The organism is Acinetobacter sp. AG3, assembly GCF_022343575.1.
Lineage (GTDB): Bacteria > Pseudomonadota > Gammaproteobacteria > Pseudomonadales > Moraxellaceae > Acinetobacter > Acinetobacter guillouiae.
In genome coordinates this window covers 3,059,633-3,077,070 of the sequence record NZ_JAKQZD010000001.1, presented here as the reverse complement: position 1 = coordinate 3,077,070, position 17,438 = coordinate 3,059,633, and the positions used below count along the sequence as shown (strand labels likewise).

The window sequence follows — 17,438 nt, the reverse complement described above, 5'->3', positions numbered from 1 at the left end:
AAAACTGATGCATAGGGCTTTCTTTCCAATAAACGCTGAATAATTTCATTCAGCGTTTATTGGGTTATCTATAACGTGAATTAATACGTGCAAAATACCCAATTTCAGGTATATCTCTCTATTCCCCCATTTGATCTAATGATTGATATTTGATTAAAAAGTAGATTTGGGGATTATCATGAACAAAATTTATAAAGTTATTTGGAATTCACAACTTAGGTGTTGGCAAGCCGTTTCAGAATTGGCGAAAAATCATAGCACTTCACAAAGTACTGTAGACCATAAAAACGCACTGAAGGGCGGTGTTCACAAAGCATCAGGGATAAATTTAATCCGATTGGCTTTTTTGGGGCTGGCTTTATTGCCGTTATCGATTTATGCCGCAATTTCTAATACTGAACTGCCTACAGGCGCCAATATCACGCAAGGTTCAGCCAACATTTCCCAAAATGGCAACGTTTTAAATATTCATCAAAATAGTCAAAACCTTTCGACCAACTGGAATACTTTTAATATTGGTAAAGATGCAACGGTTAATTTTAATCAGCAAAACCAGTCATCTATAGCCATTAATCGGGTTTTGGATAGCAATGCATCGCAGATTATGGGGCGTTTAAATGCCAATGGGCAGGTGTTTTTACTCAATCCAAATGGTGTGGTTTTTTCTAAGACAGCTCAAGTGAACGTTGGTGGTTTGGTTGCTTCAACTTTAAGTTTGAACGATGCGGATATCCAAAATGGAAAATATACTTTAAAAGCCAATGCCAATAGCACAGCAACGATAGAAAATAACGGTAGTATTCAAACTTTATCAGGTGGAACTGTTGCGCTGATTGCGCCCAATGTTAAAAATACTGGCTCTATTGTGACACCGAATGGCGTTACTCATCTCACTGCTGCCAGTCAAGTCACTCTTGCTTTACAGGATGGTTCACTCACCCAGTACCAAGTTGATCAAGGGGTATTAAAAGGCTTGGTGGACAATGGTGGTGCAATTCTTGCCGATAATGGGGCTGTATATTTAACTGCAAAAGCCAAAGACAGTTTAAGTAAAGCCGTGGTCAATCATAGTGGGATTATTGAAGCCAATCGCTTAAGCCAAAATGCCAAAGGTGAAATCATTCTGTTAGGTGATATGCAAAATGGTGAAACAAATGTCAGTGGCCTGCTTAAAGCTGAAGGGAAAAATGGTCAAGATGGCGGCTTTATTGAAACCTCCGCAGCTCAAGTAAAGATTGAGAATAGTACGGTGGTGTCCTCTCATTCTGAGGGCGGGAAAATCGGAAACTGGTTGATCGACCCTACCGATTTCAGTATTAATTCGGGTAATGCATCAGCAAGCAGTAGCGGCATAGGCGCAACCACTTTAGCAAGCAGTCTTGCAACCAGTAATGTCATATTGCTAACTAGCTCTACGGGTAACCAAAAGGGTGATATCAATGTTAATGCTGATGTAACTTGGGGGAGTGCGACCAGTCTGACTTTAAATGCACAAAATGACATCAACATTAATGCCAACATCACAGCGACCAATAACAGTGGCAAACTTAATTTGATATATGGACAAAACACGGCCAATACCAGCGCAAATTATTATATTAACAATGGCGCAAAAATAAACTTAAAGGTTGGGCAGAATTTTAGTACCCAAAAAGGCACGGCTGCTACCATTAACTATCAAGTCATTACGGCTTTGGGTGCACAGGGTTCGACAACAAGTCAAGATTTACAAGGGATCAACGGGAACCTGAGTGGTAATTATGTGTTGGGTGCAGACATAGATGCCAGTAGTACGGGGCTGTGGAATGGTTATACCGGATTCGACCCAATTGGCTTTTATAATGCAAATTTGAGTCCAACGGATCTCTCACAACAGGCTTTTCGTGGACGGTTTGATGGATTAGGTCATGCGATTAGTGGATTAAGTATTGACTCTATGTATCAGGGCATTGGACTGTTTGCGATTACGCATCAGGATGCACTTATACAAAATGTTGGACTAAATAATATAAGTTATTCAGGTTATGGAAAAACAGGCGGGATCGTGGGGATTAATCTAGGCACGATTAATAATGTTTATGTCAATGCAGGCTTAGTCACAGGTAATACCGAGCACTATGGCGGATTGGTGGGGTGGAACTATAATTCAGGAAATATCTTAAATTCTTATGCCAATGTGACTGTAAAAGGAAAATATTCGAATAATAATTATATTGGCGGTCTGGTTGGTTATAGTGATGGTGTTGTAAGTTCTTCTTTTGCAACAGGTGCGGTGACAGGAAATAATTATGTTGGCGGTTTAATTGGTGGTATATCAGGACAAATTAACAATTCTTATGCAACAGGTACTGTTATTGGAAGTCAGTATGTTGGAGGATTGGTGGGTTTCAATGGTGGCAGTGTTGACAAAAATTATTCTTCAGGAAGTGTAACTGGGGGGCAGTATGTTGGTGGTCTTGTTGGTGGTGGTAATGGTATAACCACAAATAGTTTCTGGAACACCAGTACTTCTGGGAGAACAAGCAGTGCGGGTGGTGTAGGAAAAACCACAACAGAACTTCAGCAAATTTCAACTTTTGCAGGTTGGGATATTGATGATGCAGGTGGTACAGGAAAAGTTTGGCGTATTTATGAAGGACGATCTGCGCCATTACTACGTCATTTCCTAAAGCCCTTGGTCACAGAAATTGTCGCTAATTTTTCGGACAAAATTTATGATGGATCGATAGCTTCTGGAACGCTGGCTTCAGGGCTGAATTATAAAACAACCAGTAAAAATGCAGGGATTTATAGTTTAAATGATGGCTCAATTCTGATTAGTGGTGTTCCAATCGCGGCAAATACAACACAGTTTGGCGATGATGTAATTTATAAAGAAAATGGTGGTTCAGGTTCATTAACAATCGCGAAAAGAGATTTAAATATTAATGGCTTGAGCGCTGCTGACAAGGTCTATGATACATCAAAAGTAGCAACCTTATCGGGTACTGCGGGAGTGACAGTGCTGTCAGGTGATTCAGTGACACTTTCGGGTATTGGATTTGGATCATTTACTGATAAAAATGTGGGCAATAATAAAAATGTGATTGTGTCGGGTTATACGCTGACTGGAACAGATGCTTTAAATTACACCTTGCTACAGCCGACAAATCTTAAAGCCAATATAACGCCTGCAGTTTTAACCATTAATGGAATAAGTGTTGCAGATAAAACGTATGATGGTTTGGCTATTGCGACCTTAAATGGCACTGCTTCAATCAATCCGTTTGCTGGAGACTTTGTTGGATTGACTGGTAGTGGTATAGGCACATTTACAGATAAGAATGCAGGAATCCGGTCTGTGATCGTAACAGGCTATAACTTAACAGGTGCGGATGCTGGAAATTATATTTTTAGTCAGCCTATAGGTTTAAGTGCCACAATTCACAAAGCGCAAGCCATTGTGAAGGCCAATAGTTTAAATACCGTCTATAACGGTAAAGATCAAACGGCTGCTGGCTTTAGTGCTATAGGTTTAGTCAATGGTGAAACTGAATCTGTATTGTCAGGTGTTTCTGCAACTGTCACAGGCAAAGATGCAGGCAAATACACCAACACAGTAACAGGTGTAGACAAGAACTATGATCTGACACTTATTGATGGCTCATTAGATATTGCCAAAGCGAAAGCCACCGTAACAGCCAATAGTGTAACAACGACCTATAACGGTAAAGATCAAACGGCTGTTGGCTTTAGTGCAACAGGCTTGGTCAATGGCGAAACTACAACTGTATTGTCAGGTGTTTCGGCAACTGTCACAGGTAAAGATGCTGGTAGTTATGCCAATACAGCCACAGGTACAGATAAGAACTATGAGCTCAGTTTTGTTAATGGCTCTTTGGATATCGCCAAAGCTAAAGCGACAGTAACAGCCAATAGTGTATCAACCACCTATAACGGTAAAGATCAAACAGCTGCTGGCTTTAGTGCAACAGGCTTGGTCAATGGTGAAACTACAACTGTATTGTCAGATGTTTCGGCAACTGTCACAGGTAAAGATGCTGGTAGTTATGCCAATACAGCCACAGGTACAGATAAGAACTATGAGCTCAGTTTTGTTAATGGCTCTTTGGATATCGCCAAAGCTAAAGCGACAGTAATAGCCAATAGTGTATCAACCACCTATAACGGTAAAGATCAAACAGCTACTGGTTTTAGTGCGACAGGTTTGGTCAATGGTGAAACAGAATCAGTATTATCAGGCGTAAGCGCAACGGTGACTGCTAAAGATGCAGGCAAATACAACAATACAGTAACAGGTGTAGACAAGAACTATGATCTGACGCTTATTGATGGCTCATTAGATATTGCTAAAGCTAAAGCCACCGTAACCGCCAATAGCGTATCAACCACCTATAACGGTAAAGATCAAACAGCTGCTGGCTTTAGTGCAACAGGCTTGGTCAATGGTGAAACTACAACTGTATTGTCAGGTGTTTCGGCAACTGTCACAGGCAAAGATGCAGGCAAATACACCAACACAGTAACAGGTGTAGATAAGAACTATGATCTGACGCTTATTGATGGCTCTTTGGATATTGCGAAAGCGAAAGCCACCGTCACCGCCAATAGCGTATCAACCACCTATAACGGTAAAGATCAAACGGCTGCTGGCTTTACTGCGACAGGTTTGGTCAATGGTGAAACTGAATCTGTACTCTCAGGTGTAAATGCAACGGTGACTGCTAAAGATGCAGGTCAGTACACCAACACGGCAACGGGTCTAGACAAGAACTATGAGCTAAGCTTTGTTGATGGTTCATTAGATATTGCTAAAGCTAAAGCCACTGTGACCGCCAATAGTGTATCAACTACTTATAACGGTAAAGACCAAACTGCTGCTGGCTTTAGTGCAACAGGTTTGGTCAATGGTGAAACAGAATCAGTACTCTCAGGTGTAAGTGCAACGGTGACTGCTAAAGATGCAGGCAAATACAACAACACAATAACAGGTGTAGACAAGAACTATGATCTGACGCTTATTGATGGCTCTTTGGATATTGCTAAGGCCAAAGCCACCGTCACCGCCAATAGTTTAAATACGGTTTATAACGGTAAAGATCAAACAGCTGTTGGTTTTAGTGCGACAGGTTTGGTCAATGGTGAAGATACATCGGTACTCACAGGCGTTTCAGCAACCGTAACAGGCAAAGATGCAGGTCAATATACCAATACCGCAACAGGTATAGATAAAAATTACGATTTAAGCTTTGTTGATGGTTCCTTAGATATTGCGAAAGCTAAAGCCACTGTAACAGCCAATAGTGTATCAACCACCTATAACGGTAAAGATCAAACAGCTGCTGGTTTTAGTGCGACAGGCTTAGTCAATGGTGAAACTGAATCGGTATTGTCAGGTGTTTCAGCAACGGTGACTGCTAAAGATGCAGGTCAATATACCAATACCGCAACAGGTCTAGACAAGAACTATGAGTTAAGTTTTGTTGATGGTTCATTAGACATTGCCAAAGCTAAAGCCACTGTCACCGCCAATAGTTTAAATACGGTTTATAACGGTAAAGATCAAACAGCTGCTGGTTTTAGTGCGACAGGTTTGGCCAATGGCGAAACAGAATCGGTACTATTAGGTGTAACTGCAACGGTTACTGCTAAAGATGCAGGTCAATATACCAATAGTGCAACGGGTATAGACAAGAACTATGAGCTAAGTTTTGTTGATGGTTCATTAGACATTGCTAAAGCTAAAGCCACCGTAACTGCCAATAGCATATCAACCACCTATAACGGTAAAGATCAAACTGCTGCTGGTTTTAGTGTGACTGGTTTGGTCAATGGTGAAACCGAATCGGTATTGTCGGGTGTAAGTGCAACGGTGACTGCTCAAGATGCAGGTCAATACACCAATACCGCAACAGGGCTAGATAAAAATTACGATTTAAGCTTTGTTGATGGTTCATTAGACATTGCTAAAGCTAAAGCCACCGTAACCGCCAATAGCGTATCAACCACCTATAATGGTAAAAATCAAACGGCTGCTGGCTTTACTGCAACAGGCTTAGTCAATGGTGAAACTGAGTCGGTCTTATCAGGTGTTTCATCAACGGTGACTGCTAAAGATGCTGGCCAATACACCAACACGGCAACAGGGCTAGATAAAAACTACGAGCTAAGCTTTGTCGATGGCTCATTAGATGTTGCTAAAGCTAAAGCCACTGTGACCGCCAATAGTTTAAATACAGTCTATAACGGTAAAGATCAAACGGCTGTTGGCTTTAGTGCAACAGGCTTGGTCAATGGCGAAACTACAACTGTATTGTCAGGTGTAAGTGCAACGGTGACTGCTAAAGATGCAGGTCAATACACCAATACAGCAACGGGTCTAGACAAGAACTATGATCTTAGTTTTATTGATGGCTCTTTGGATATTGCTAAGGCTAAAGCCACTGTTACGGCTAATAGTGTATCAACTACTTATAATGGTAAAGATCAAACGGCTGCTGGCTTTAGTGCGACTGGTTTGGTCAATGGTGAAACTGAATCAGTACTCTCAGGTGTAACTGCAACGGTGACTGCTAAAGATGCAGGTCAATACAACAATACCGCAACGGGTCTAGATAAGAACTATGATCTTAGTTTTATTGATGGCTCATTGGATATTGCTAAGGCTAAAGCCACCGTAACCGCCAATAGTGTATCAACTACTTATAACGGTAAAGATCAAACAGCTGCTGGCTTTAGTGCAACAGGTTTGGTCAATGGTGAAACTGAATCAGTACTCTCAGGTGTAAGCGCCACGGTGACTGCTAAAGATGCAGGCAAATACAACAACACAGTAACAGGTGTAGACAAGAACTATGATCTGACGCTTATTGATGGCTCTTTGGATATTGCTAAGGCCAAAGCCACCGTCACCGCCAATAGCATATCAACTACTTATAATGGTAAAGATCAAACGGCTGTTGGCTTTAGTGCAACAGGTTTGGTCAATGGCGAAACTACAACTGTATTGTCAGGTGTTTCGGCAACTGTCACAGGTAAAGATGCTGGTAGTTATGCCAATACAGCCACAGGTACAGATAAGAACTATGAGCTCAGTTTTGTTAATGGCTCTTTGGATATCGCCAAAGCTAAAGCGACAGTAACAGCCAATAGTGTATCAACCACCTATAACGGTAAAGATCAAACAGCTGCTGGCTTTAGTGCAATAGGCTTGGTCAATGGTGAAACTGAATCGGTATTGTCAGGCGTAACTGCAACTGTCACAGGTAAAGATGCAGGTCAGTACACCAATACCGCCACAGGTATAGACAAGAACTATGATCTGACGCTTATTGATGGCTCATTAGATATTGCGAAAGCTAAAGCCACTGTGACAGCCAATAGTTTAAATACAGTCTATAACGGTAAGGATCAAACTGCTGCTGGTTTTACTGCAACAGGCTTGGTCAATGGTGAAACTGAATCTGTATTGTCGGGTGTAAGTGCAACGGTGACTGCTAAAGATGCAGGCAAATATGTTAACACCGCAACAGGTCTAGATAAGAATTATGATTTAAGCTTTATTGATGGTTCGTTAGATATCGCTAAAGCTAAAGCAACAGTAACAGCAAATAGCGTATCAACTACTTATAACGGTAAAAATCAAACAGCATCAGGCTTTAGTGCTTCTGGTTTAGTCAATAGTGAAACTGAATCAGTACTCTCAGGCGTTTCAGCAACTGTGACTGCTAAAGATGCTGGTCAATACACCAATTCCGCAACGGGGATAGACAAGAACTATGACCTTAGTTTTATTGATGGCTCTTTGGATATCGCTAAAGCCAAAGCTACTGTGACCGCCAATAGTTTAAATACGGTTTATAACGGTAAAGATCAAACAGCTGCTGGCTTTAGTGCAACAGGTTTGGTCAATGGTGAAACCGAATCGGTATTGTCAGGTGTTTCAGCAACGGTGACTGCTAAAGATGCAGGCAAATATACCAGCACGGCAACGGGTCTAGACAAGAACTATGAGCTAAGTTTTGTTGATGGCTCATTAGATATTGCTAAGGCTAAAGCCACCGTAACAGCCAATAGTGTATCAACTACTTATAACGGCAAAGACCAAAACGCATCTGGCTTTACTGCGACAGGTTTGGTCAATGGTGAAACTGAATCAGTACTCTCAGGTGTAAGTGCAACGGTTACCGCTAAAGATGCTGGCAAATACACCAATACCGCTACGGGTCTAGACAAGAACTACGAGCTAAGCTTTATTGATGGCTCATTAGATATCGCGAAAGCTAAAATTAACCAAGTGACAGGCATTACCGCCAATAATCGTATTTATGATGCAACCACCAATGCAACATTAAATACTGGATCAGTGCAATTCACTGGTATGGTTGCAGGCGATGAATTAAAAGTGGCTTCAGCAACTGGACAGTTTAGCGATAAAAATGTGGGTATTGCAAAACAAGTCTCGATTCAGGGTGTCAGTTTAAGTGGTGCAGATGCACACAACTACGAGTTGGTGAATAACACTGCACAAACTACGGCAGATATTCGCCAAGCCAATATTCAAAACATTGCTGGAATTACGGCCAACAATCGTACTTATAATGGATTAACTGCCGCTGAGCTTAATCTCCGCAACGCACAATTCAACGGCATCTACGCTGGGGATAATTTAAACGTTGCAACAGCAACAGGACAATTTGACAGTGCGACCACAGGGCAAGCAAAAAATGTATCGATTACAGGTTTAAGTCTAGGTGGCTTAGATGCTCAAAACTACAAACTTGTGGATACCACCGCTGTGACCACAGCTGATATTTATCTGTTAACCCCTGCAGCGTATTTACAAGCCATACAATTCAAACGACCGCGTTATTTGCCTGAAACCAATAACGTCTTAAATACAGTTGATTTAGATGTACGCCAAGGTGGAGTTAACACTGCAGGTATTCAAATTTTGGCAGGGGAGCACTAATTGATGAAACAACAACACAATATTTTGGCAACATCTGTGGCTGCTTGTCTGATGCTTTTGACCAGCAGTAACCATGCAGCGCCAGCACCTAATGCGGGTCAACTGCTACAACAACAGCAACAAGGACAAAGCCTTGAACCACAGGCTGCTGTTCAGGTAGAAAGTTCAGCAAGCAATAACGTACCTAATTCACCTGATATCCAAATCTCTGTACGCAAAATTGAAATCACTGGAAATAGTCGTTTTAGTACAGCGCAATTGCATCACTTAGTGGCGGATGCCGAAGGTAAACAATTGAGTCTTCAGCAACTTTGGCAAATAGCCCAAAAGATTACCACTTACTACCAGCAACAGGGCTATGCCTATAGTCGGGCTTATCTGCCTCAGCAGAATCTAAGTCAGGGTGTAGTACGTATCAATGTACTCGAAGCGTATTATGATCAAACCCAGATTGATAATCAAAGTCGAACGCAAAACTGGCTAATTGAACAAACCGTTGCACCACTTAAACAAGGTGAGCGGATCAACAGTGACCAGATGCAACAACAACTCAAACTGCTCAATCGTTTAAATGGAGTCAATACCCGAAATGTTTTGACCCCTGGTGCAACAGTCGGAAGTAGCCAACTCAATGTTGAAGTACAAAATGCAGCCATGTTGAATGGTTATATTGGCGCAGATAACTTTGGTAATCGTTATACCAGTCAAGTGCGTGGAACCGCTGGAATTTCTGCCAACAACCTTGCAGGCTTAGGCGATGAACTGAGTTTAGATGTAATGACTGCAGGCAAACGCATGAACTACGGGCGCGTGGGTTATGCCTTTACCTTTACAGGAATGGGTACTCGGGCAGGCGCAAGTTATTCTTATCTAGATTATGAACTTGGAAAAGAGCTAAAAAACATTGGCGCAGAAGGGAGTGCTGCACAAAGTAGCGTATTCATTAGCCAACCTGCCTTACTGACCAATAATGCAGAAGTCCTTCTCAGCTTACAATACGATCATAAACAACTGAAAGATGATATTCAGCTCAATCAATATTACAAACATCGAAATATTGACGTGGTGACTGCCCGACTGGATGGCTCGCAGTTTGATCAATTCTTGGGTGGAGGCTTAACCCAATATGGTGCCTCAACCAGTTATGGTCGTGTGAAATTTAAAAACGATGATGCCGCTGCTTTAGATGCGCAAACAGCGAAGACAGCTGGAGACTACTATACAGCTACATTGAATTTGTCACGCTTACAAAACCTAAGCAATAAGGGCACGCAAGGCTATTTGGGAATTTATGGACAATACAGTCCTTATAATCTAGACAGTGCAGAGCAATATCTAGGTGGTGGTCCATTTAATGTTCGTGGTTATGAATCGAGTCAATTTGCAGGCTCTACAGGTTATTTGGCCACGGCAGAACTGAGACAAAGTTTATTTGCCGATGCAAAGCATCAGCTAACAGCGAAAGTATTTATCGATACAGCAGAAGTCACGTTAAATGCTAAGCGTTGGGCAGGTGTGACAGGCGATAATCAAGTTCAAATCAGTAGTGCAGGTTTAGGTTTGAACTGGACGAGTGCGTGGAATATTCAAGCCAATGCGGAAGTTGCTTTTCCAATTGGAAATACGCCAGAGCAGTTGCAAGACCGCGATAATCACCAGTACTGGTTGAGTTTAAGAAAGACTTTCTAATTTGAGTAAGGGAAAACCCCCTCCTTTGGAAAAGGAGGGTTGGGGAGGATTTGAACAACCTGTGTCGAAACTTCATAAGGGAGCGGATTTACAATCTGAGTAAAAACTTAGCAAAGGGGATTTAAAAACCTAGCTGGTGAGAATAAAACTTACACAGCCACACTTTACATTTAAAGTTTAAATTCTTTTGCGTAGATGAAGTCAAACCTTGTGCTGCAAACAAAGCCGATTAATATTCGTTGGGTGACCGCTACACTATCTATGATTAAATGATGCAAAAGCAAAATGATTAAATTGATATAAGTTGGAATGCCATTGATGAGTAATGGATATTTTTATCATGATTATTTGTATAGGCTTGTATATACAAATAACATCGACTCAAGATACAATGAGTTAGAATATTTTGTATGAGTTTTAGCCAATGTCAAGAGCGTCAAAGCACAATGATCTAGACTTATCTCTAGAAGAAGATAGTCCTGTTCCTTTGTATTTGCGCGTGAAGCAAATGATTTCACAAAAAATTTATGAAGGAACATGGACTGTAAATAAAAAAATTCCTTCAGAAAGTGAGTTGGTGAATTTACTGGGTTGTAGTCGTATGACGGTCAATCGGGCATTGCGCGAACTGACCAGTGAAGGTTTATTGGTGCGCATACAAGGTGTTGGCTCTTTTGTCGCTGAAGGGCAAGGTCGTACAGCATTATTTCATGTGAATAATATTGCAGAAGAAATTATTGCGAGAAATCATAAACATCATGCTGAAGTATTGGTACTTGAACAAATTCAAGCCAATGAAGAACAAAGTCGATTAATGCAAATTCGAGAAGGACAACGACTATTTCACTCGATCATTGTGCATTATGAAAATGATGTGCCTGTGCAGATCGAAGATCGTTTAGTTGATCCCGTACTGATTCCAGATTATTTGGCACAAGATTTTAAAACTATCACGCCTAATGCCTATTTAATGTCAAAAGCACCTGTTACTGAAGGTGAGCATGTGGTTACTGCGATTCTTGCTTCAGCACAAGAATGTAAATGGTTAAAAATCAATAAAACAGAGCCTTGTTTATTGATCCGTCGTAGAACATGGTCCAATAAACAACTGATCTCCAGTGCAAGACTGATTTATCCTGGCAGTCGCTATTATTTGGAAGGTAAATTTACCCAATGATTGAGCTTTTAAAAGCCAGCCATTATAAAAAAATGCGATGGAAAAATGGGGAAGGCTATACGCTTGAAATCGCCCGTAGCGTCGGTGAAAGCTTAGCTGAGTTTGATTGGCGGATTTCGATGGCTGATGTGAAAACATCGGGTGATTTTTCCAAGTTTAATGGGATGAATCGCTTTTTGACGGTATTGGAAGGTCAAGGTCTTTCACTGCGTATAGATGATGATTTTAAGCACTTAAAAACATTGCAGTCTGTCGAGTTTCGTGGAGACAGTGTGGTCAGTTGTGAATTGCTGGCAGGGTACATTCGAGATTTTAATTTGATTTATAATCCGAAAAAGTTTGATGCACAGTATCAGTGGATTTTCTCTCCAGAAGCCTTAGAAATACCCATATTATCTGACGTGATGTTTATTTTTAATCAGAGTGTTGAAGCTTTGGTTATCGAAATTGATCAACAGATTTTTCATTTGGAACATCAAGACAGCCTTAAACTTGAAAATGAAAAATCATTGAAAGCTATCACATTAAATCATCAATTTTTAAAGCAAACTTGTCTAATACAACTCACAGAAATCTAAATTTTATTGATTTTACTTAAACGCATACAACCTGAAGTTGTCTGCGTTTTTTGTTTTTATGAAAAATAAATCTATTTATTTTATATGTTTATATTTTTTTTTAAAAATAATTTAAAAAGCATCTTTTCAATATTAAAGATTTGTGTAGTATATAGATGTATATACAAGTTAGTACATTGCTATACAGTGAATGCAGTTTAATTTGCTGGTTTAAACTCAAAGGAAGGAGTCCTATTGTGACAACAATGACAACAAAATTTCGTGATGTAGAAATTCGCGCACCTCGTGGTACTAAGCTCAATGCAAAAAGTTGGTTGACTGAAGCTCCACTGCGTATGCTGATGAATAATCTTGATCCTGATGTCGCAGAGAATCCAAAAGAGCTTGTTGTTTACGGTGGTATTGGTCGTGCTGCACGTAATTGGGAATGTTATGACAAGATTGTTGAAACACTTAAAACTTTAGAAAATGATGAAACTTTATTGGTTCAATCAGGTAAACCCGTCGGTGTGTTCAAAACACATAAAGATGCACCACGTGTTCTTATTGCTAATTCAAACTTAGTTCCACATTGGGCAAATTGGCAACATTTCAACGAGCTAGATGCTAAAGGCTTGGCAATGTATGGTCAAATGACCGCAGGTTCTTGGATCTATATCGGCAGCCAAGGCATTGTACAAGGCACCTATGAAACTTTTGTTGAAGCTGGTCGCCAGCACTACAACGGTGACTTAACAGGTCGTTGGGTGTTGACTGCTGGTTTAGGTGGAATGGGAGGGGCTCAGCCTTTAGCCGCGACATTGGCAGGCGCTTGCTCGCTTAATATTGAATGCCAGCAAGCCAGTATTGATTTCCGTTTACGTACACGTTATGTCGATGAACAAGCTATAGATTTAGATGATGCTTTGGCGCGTATCGACCGTTATACCAAAGAAGGCAAGGTGATTTCGATTGCGTTACATGGCAATGCAGCTGAGATTTTACCTGAATTGGTTCGCCGTGGCGTTCATCCGGACATGGTGACGGATCAAACCAGTGCACATGATCCACTCAATGGCTATTTACCAATTGGTTGGACATGGGAAGAATATCGCCAACGTGCCAAAACTGAGCCAGAAGCAGTGGTAAAAGCTGCAAAACAATCTATGGCAAAGCATGTACAAGCGATGTTGGATTTCCAAAAAATGGGTGTTCCAACCTTTGACTATGGCAATAATATTCGTCAAATGGCGCAGGAAGAAGGCGTAGAAAACGCATTTGATTTCCCAGGTTTTGTACCTGCCTATATCCGTCCATTATTCTGTCGTGGTATTGGACCATTCCGTTGGGTTGCACTTTCAGGTGATCCAGAAGATATCTATAAAACAGATGCAAAAGTTAAAGAATTGATTCCAGATGATGAACATTTACATCGTTGGTTAGACATGGCAAGAGAACGGATTAGCTTCCAAGGCTTACCAGCACGTATTTGCTGGGTTGGTTTAGGCTTACGTGCAAAATTAGGTCTGGCATTTAACGAAATGGTACGTAGTGGTGAGCTTTCAGCGCCAATCGTCATTGGTCGTGATCATTTAGACTCAGGTTCAGTTTCCAGTCCAAACCGTGAAACTGAAGCAATGCAAGATGGTTCTGATGCTGTATCTGATTGGCCATTGCTGAATGCTTTACTTAATACAGCTGGTGGTGCGACTTGGGTTTCATTACATCACGGTGGTGGTGTAGGAATGGGCTTCTCTCAACACTCAGGTGTCGTGATTGTTTGTGATGGTACGGATGAAGCAGCAGCACGTATTGCTCGTGTGTTGACCAATGACCCAGCAACAGGCGTGATGCGTCATGCAGATGCTGGTTATGATATCGCTGTTGAATGTGCCAAAGCGCAAGGTTTGAACTTGCCAATGATCACCAAATAAAAGACAAGGACATTACGATGCTTTTTGCAATTGTGTAAACAGCATCGTAAGAGAACAATATACCGCAAAACAGGACGTCAAAATGGAACTCTTAATTCAACCAGGCAAGCTCACACTCGCAGATCTTCGCCAAGCGTATTTAAATCCAATCAAAGTTAAACTGGATGACAGTGCTTATGCTGGCATCAATGCAAGTGTTGCATGTGTCGAAAAAATTGTGAATGAAGGACGTACAGCATACGGTATCAATACTGGCTTTGGCTTACTCGCTTCAAGTAAAATTGCCCCTGAAGACTTAGAACAATTACAACGTTCATTGGTACTTTCTCATGCCGCTGGTGTGGGTGAGCCTTTAGATGATGCGATGGTTCGCTTAATTATGTTGTTAAAGGCCAATAGCTTGGCACGTGGTTTTTCTGGTATCCGTCCTAAAGTGATTGATGCAATCCTTGCTTTGATCAATGCAGAAGTTTATCCGCATATTCCATTAAAAGGTTCAGTCGGCGCTTCAGGTGACTTGGCACCCCTTGCACATATGTCTCTGGTTTTACTCGGTGAAAGTAAAGCACGCTATAAAGGGGAATGGTTACCAGCAGTTGAAGCACTTAAAATTGCAGGTTTAGAACCGATTACTTTAGCGGCCAAAGAAGGTTTGGCACTTTTAAATGGTACACAAGTTTCAACAGCATACGCATTACGTGGTCTATTTGAAGCAGAAGATTTATTTGCTGCTGCGACCGTTTGTGGTGGATTAAGCGTTGAAGCTATGCTCGGTTCACGTGCACCATTTGATGCACGTGTCCATGAAGTTCGTGGTCAGCGTGGTCAAATTGATGTTGCCGCTGCATATCGTGACTTATTGACTGAATCAAGTGAAATCGCACATTCACATGAAGATTGTAGCAAGGTTCAAGACCCGTACTCACTGCGTTGCCAACCTCAAGTGATGGGGGCTTGTTTAACGCAAATTCGCCAAGCGGCAGAAGTATTAGCGATTGAGTCGAATGCCGTTTCAGATAACCCATTGGTGTTTGCGGCAGAAGGTGACGTCATCTCAGCAGGTAACTTCCATGCTGAACCCGTGGCAATGGCTGCTGATAATTTGGCCTTAGCGATTGCTGAGATTGGCTCACTGTCTGAACGTCGTGTTTCGATGATGATGGATCGCCATATGTCACAGCTTCCTCCATTTTTGGTTGCCAATGGTGGGGTGAATTCGGGCTTTATGATTGCTCAAGTAACAGCCGCTGCGTTGGCCAGTGACAATAAAGCACTTGCACATCCTGCCAGTGTTGATAGTTTACCGACCTCTGCAAATCAGGAAGACCATGTTTCCATGGCGCCTAATGCAGGAAAACGCTTGTGGTATATGGCTGATAACGTTCGCGGCATTCTCGCAGTTGAGTGGTTAGGTGCATGTCAAGGACTTGATTTCCGTGAAGGATTGAAAAGCTCTCCTAAACTTGAACGTGCCCGCAAAATTCTGCGTGATCAAGTGGCGTATTACAGTGAAGATCGTTTCTTCGCGCCAGATATCGAACAAGCAAGTGAATTGCTCGCAAGTGGTTGTCTGAACCAACTGCTGATTGCGAAGCTACTACCGAGCTTGTCTGAAGTGTGATCAATAAAACGGTCACATGGAGTGACCGAATCTAACTAAATTTCCTCAAGGATTGGAGATTATAATGTCACAACACTCCACATTACAGCGGGGGTTAAACACCCGTCATATCCGTTTTTTGGCATTGGGTTCAGCGATTGGCACGGGGCTTTTCTATGGATCAGCAACGGCAATTAAAATGGCAGGCCCGTCTGTTTTAATTGCTTATATGGTTGCAGGGATTGCAATTTATATTGTGATGCGAGCATTAGGGGAAATGGCTGTTCATAACCCCGTATCAGGTTCTTTTAGTGAATATGCCTCGAATTATCTTGGCCCTTTAGCTGGTTTTACTACAGGCTGGACCTACGTCTTTGAAATGATCATTGTCGCCTTGGCTGACGTGACTGCTTTTGGTATCTATATGGGGTTTTGGTACCCCGATGTGCCACGATGGATCTGGATTTTATCGCTGATTATGTTCTTAGGTGCAATTAACCTGATCCACGTTAAAGTCTTTGGTGAAGTCGAGTTCTGGCTGTCCATCGTCAAGGTCAGCGCTATTGTCGCCATGATTTTGGGTGGTTTTGGTCTAATGATCTATGGCTTTAATGCAGATCACACCGGCTTTGTACCTGGTATTCAAAACTTATGGATTCATGAGGGTTTTATGCCCAATGGGATTATGGGTTTAGTTGCCTGTTTATCTGTTGTGGTATTTGCATTCGGTGGCATCGAAATCATTGGGATCACAGCGGGTGAGTCACAAGATCCGAAAACGTCGATTCCACGTGCAATTAATGCGGTTCCTGTACGTATCTTACTTTTTTATATTCTGACAATTTTTGTATTGATGTCGATTTTCCCATGGAATCAAATTGGTAGCCAAGGCAGTCCATTTGTACAAATTTTTGAAAATTTAGGCATCAAATCTGCAGCAACTGTTTTAAATATTGTGGTCATTACAGCTGCAATTTCCGCGATCAATAGTGATGTATTTGGTGCAGGGCGTATGCTGTATGGTATGTCTAAGCATAAACAAGCACCTCAAGTGTTCCAGAAACTCTCACGTAATGGTGTTCCTTGGATGACTGTTGTAGTGATGGCTGGTGTGTTACTTGTCGGCGTCGTGCTTAACTATCTGATCCCTGAAAATGTATTTATTATCATCGCCTCAATTGCAACATTTGCAACAGTTTGGGTGTGGTTGATGATCTTACTTTCTCAAGTGGGTATGCGTCGTAAATTGTCTAAATCAGAAATTAAAGCATTAGATTTCCCCGTGATTGGCTGGCCTTATGCACCTGCATTTGCCATTGTATTTATGCTGTTTATTTTAGCCATGATGGGGTATTTCCCAGACTCACGACCTGCACTTTATGTCGGTATAACATGGTTAGTTCTACTTTGGATTGCTTATACGATATGGGTGAAGCCCAAGCAAAACTCAGTAAAAGATAAACCAGATCTTCAACAAAACGTCGAAATGGAAAGCTGATACTGAAGCTGC

General features: G+C 41.6%; 7 protein-coding genes. All 7 read left to right on the top strand.

Annotation, left to right across the window (positions count from 1 at the left end):
* Positions 1-178: 178 nt before the first annotated feature.
* The 7 genes from L3V46_RS14220 (at position 179) to L3V46_RS14190 (ending at position 17,426) form a co-directional block, all read left to right on the top strand.
* Complete coding sequence (locus tag L3V46_RS14220) at positions 179-8,971, top strand: MBG domain-containing protein (RefSeq protein ID WP_239046050.1); 8,793 nt, start codon at positions 179-181, stop codon at positions 8,969-8,971.
* Between the two features lie 3 nt (positions 8,972-8,974).
* Positions 8,975-10,660, top strand: a complete 1,686-nt coding sequence (locus tag L3V46_RS14215; protein ID WP_209826471.1) for a ShlB/FhaC/HecB family hemolysin secretion/activation protein — start codon at positions 8,975-8,977, stop codon at positions 10,658-10,660.
* Between the two features lie 424 nt (positions 10,661-11,084).
* Complete coding sequence (hutC, locus tag L3V46_RS14210) at positions 11,085-11,837, top strand: histidine utilization repressor (protein ID WP_004721807.1); 753 nt, start codon at positions 11,085-11,087, stop codon at positions 11,835-11,837.
* Positions 11,834-12,415: a HutD family protein gene (locus tag L3V46_RS14205; protein WP_239046049.1), complete on the top strand. Its 582-nt coding sequence runs from the start codon at positions 11,834-11,836 to the stop codon at positions 12,413-12,415. Before hutC ends, L3V46_RS14205 begins: the two co-directional genes overlap by 4 nt.
* A gap of 245 nt (positions 12,416-12,660) precedes the next feature.
* Positions 12,661-14,328 carry a urocanate hydratase gene (gene hutU, locus L3V46_RS14200; protein WP_239046048.1) on the top strand — a complete coding sequence of 556 codons (1,668 nt, stop codon included), beginning with the start codon at positions 12,661-12,663 and terminating at the stop codon, positions 14,326-14,328.
* Between the two features lie 82 nt (positions 14,329-14,410).
* Entirely contained in the window at positions 14,411-15,949 is a 1,539-nt protein-coding gene (gene hutH, locus L3V46_RS14195; protein ID WP_239046047.1) for a histidine ammonia-lyase, read from the top strand.
* 64 nt (positions 15,950-16,013) lie between these two features.
* The gene (locus L3V46_RS14190; RefSeq protein ID WP_239046046.1) at positions 16,014-17,426 is read left to right on the top strand and encodes an amino acid permease; all 1,413 of its coding nucleotides are present in this window, start codon (positions 16,014-16,016) and stop codon (positions 17,424-17,426) included.
* Positions 17,427-17,438: the final 12 nt, after the last annotated feature.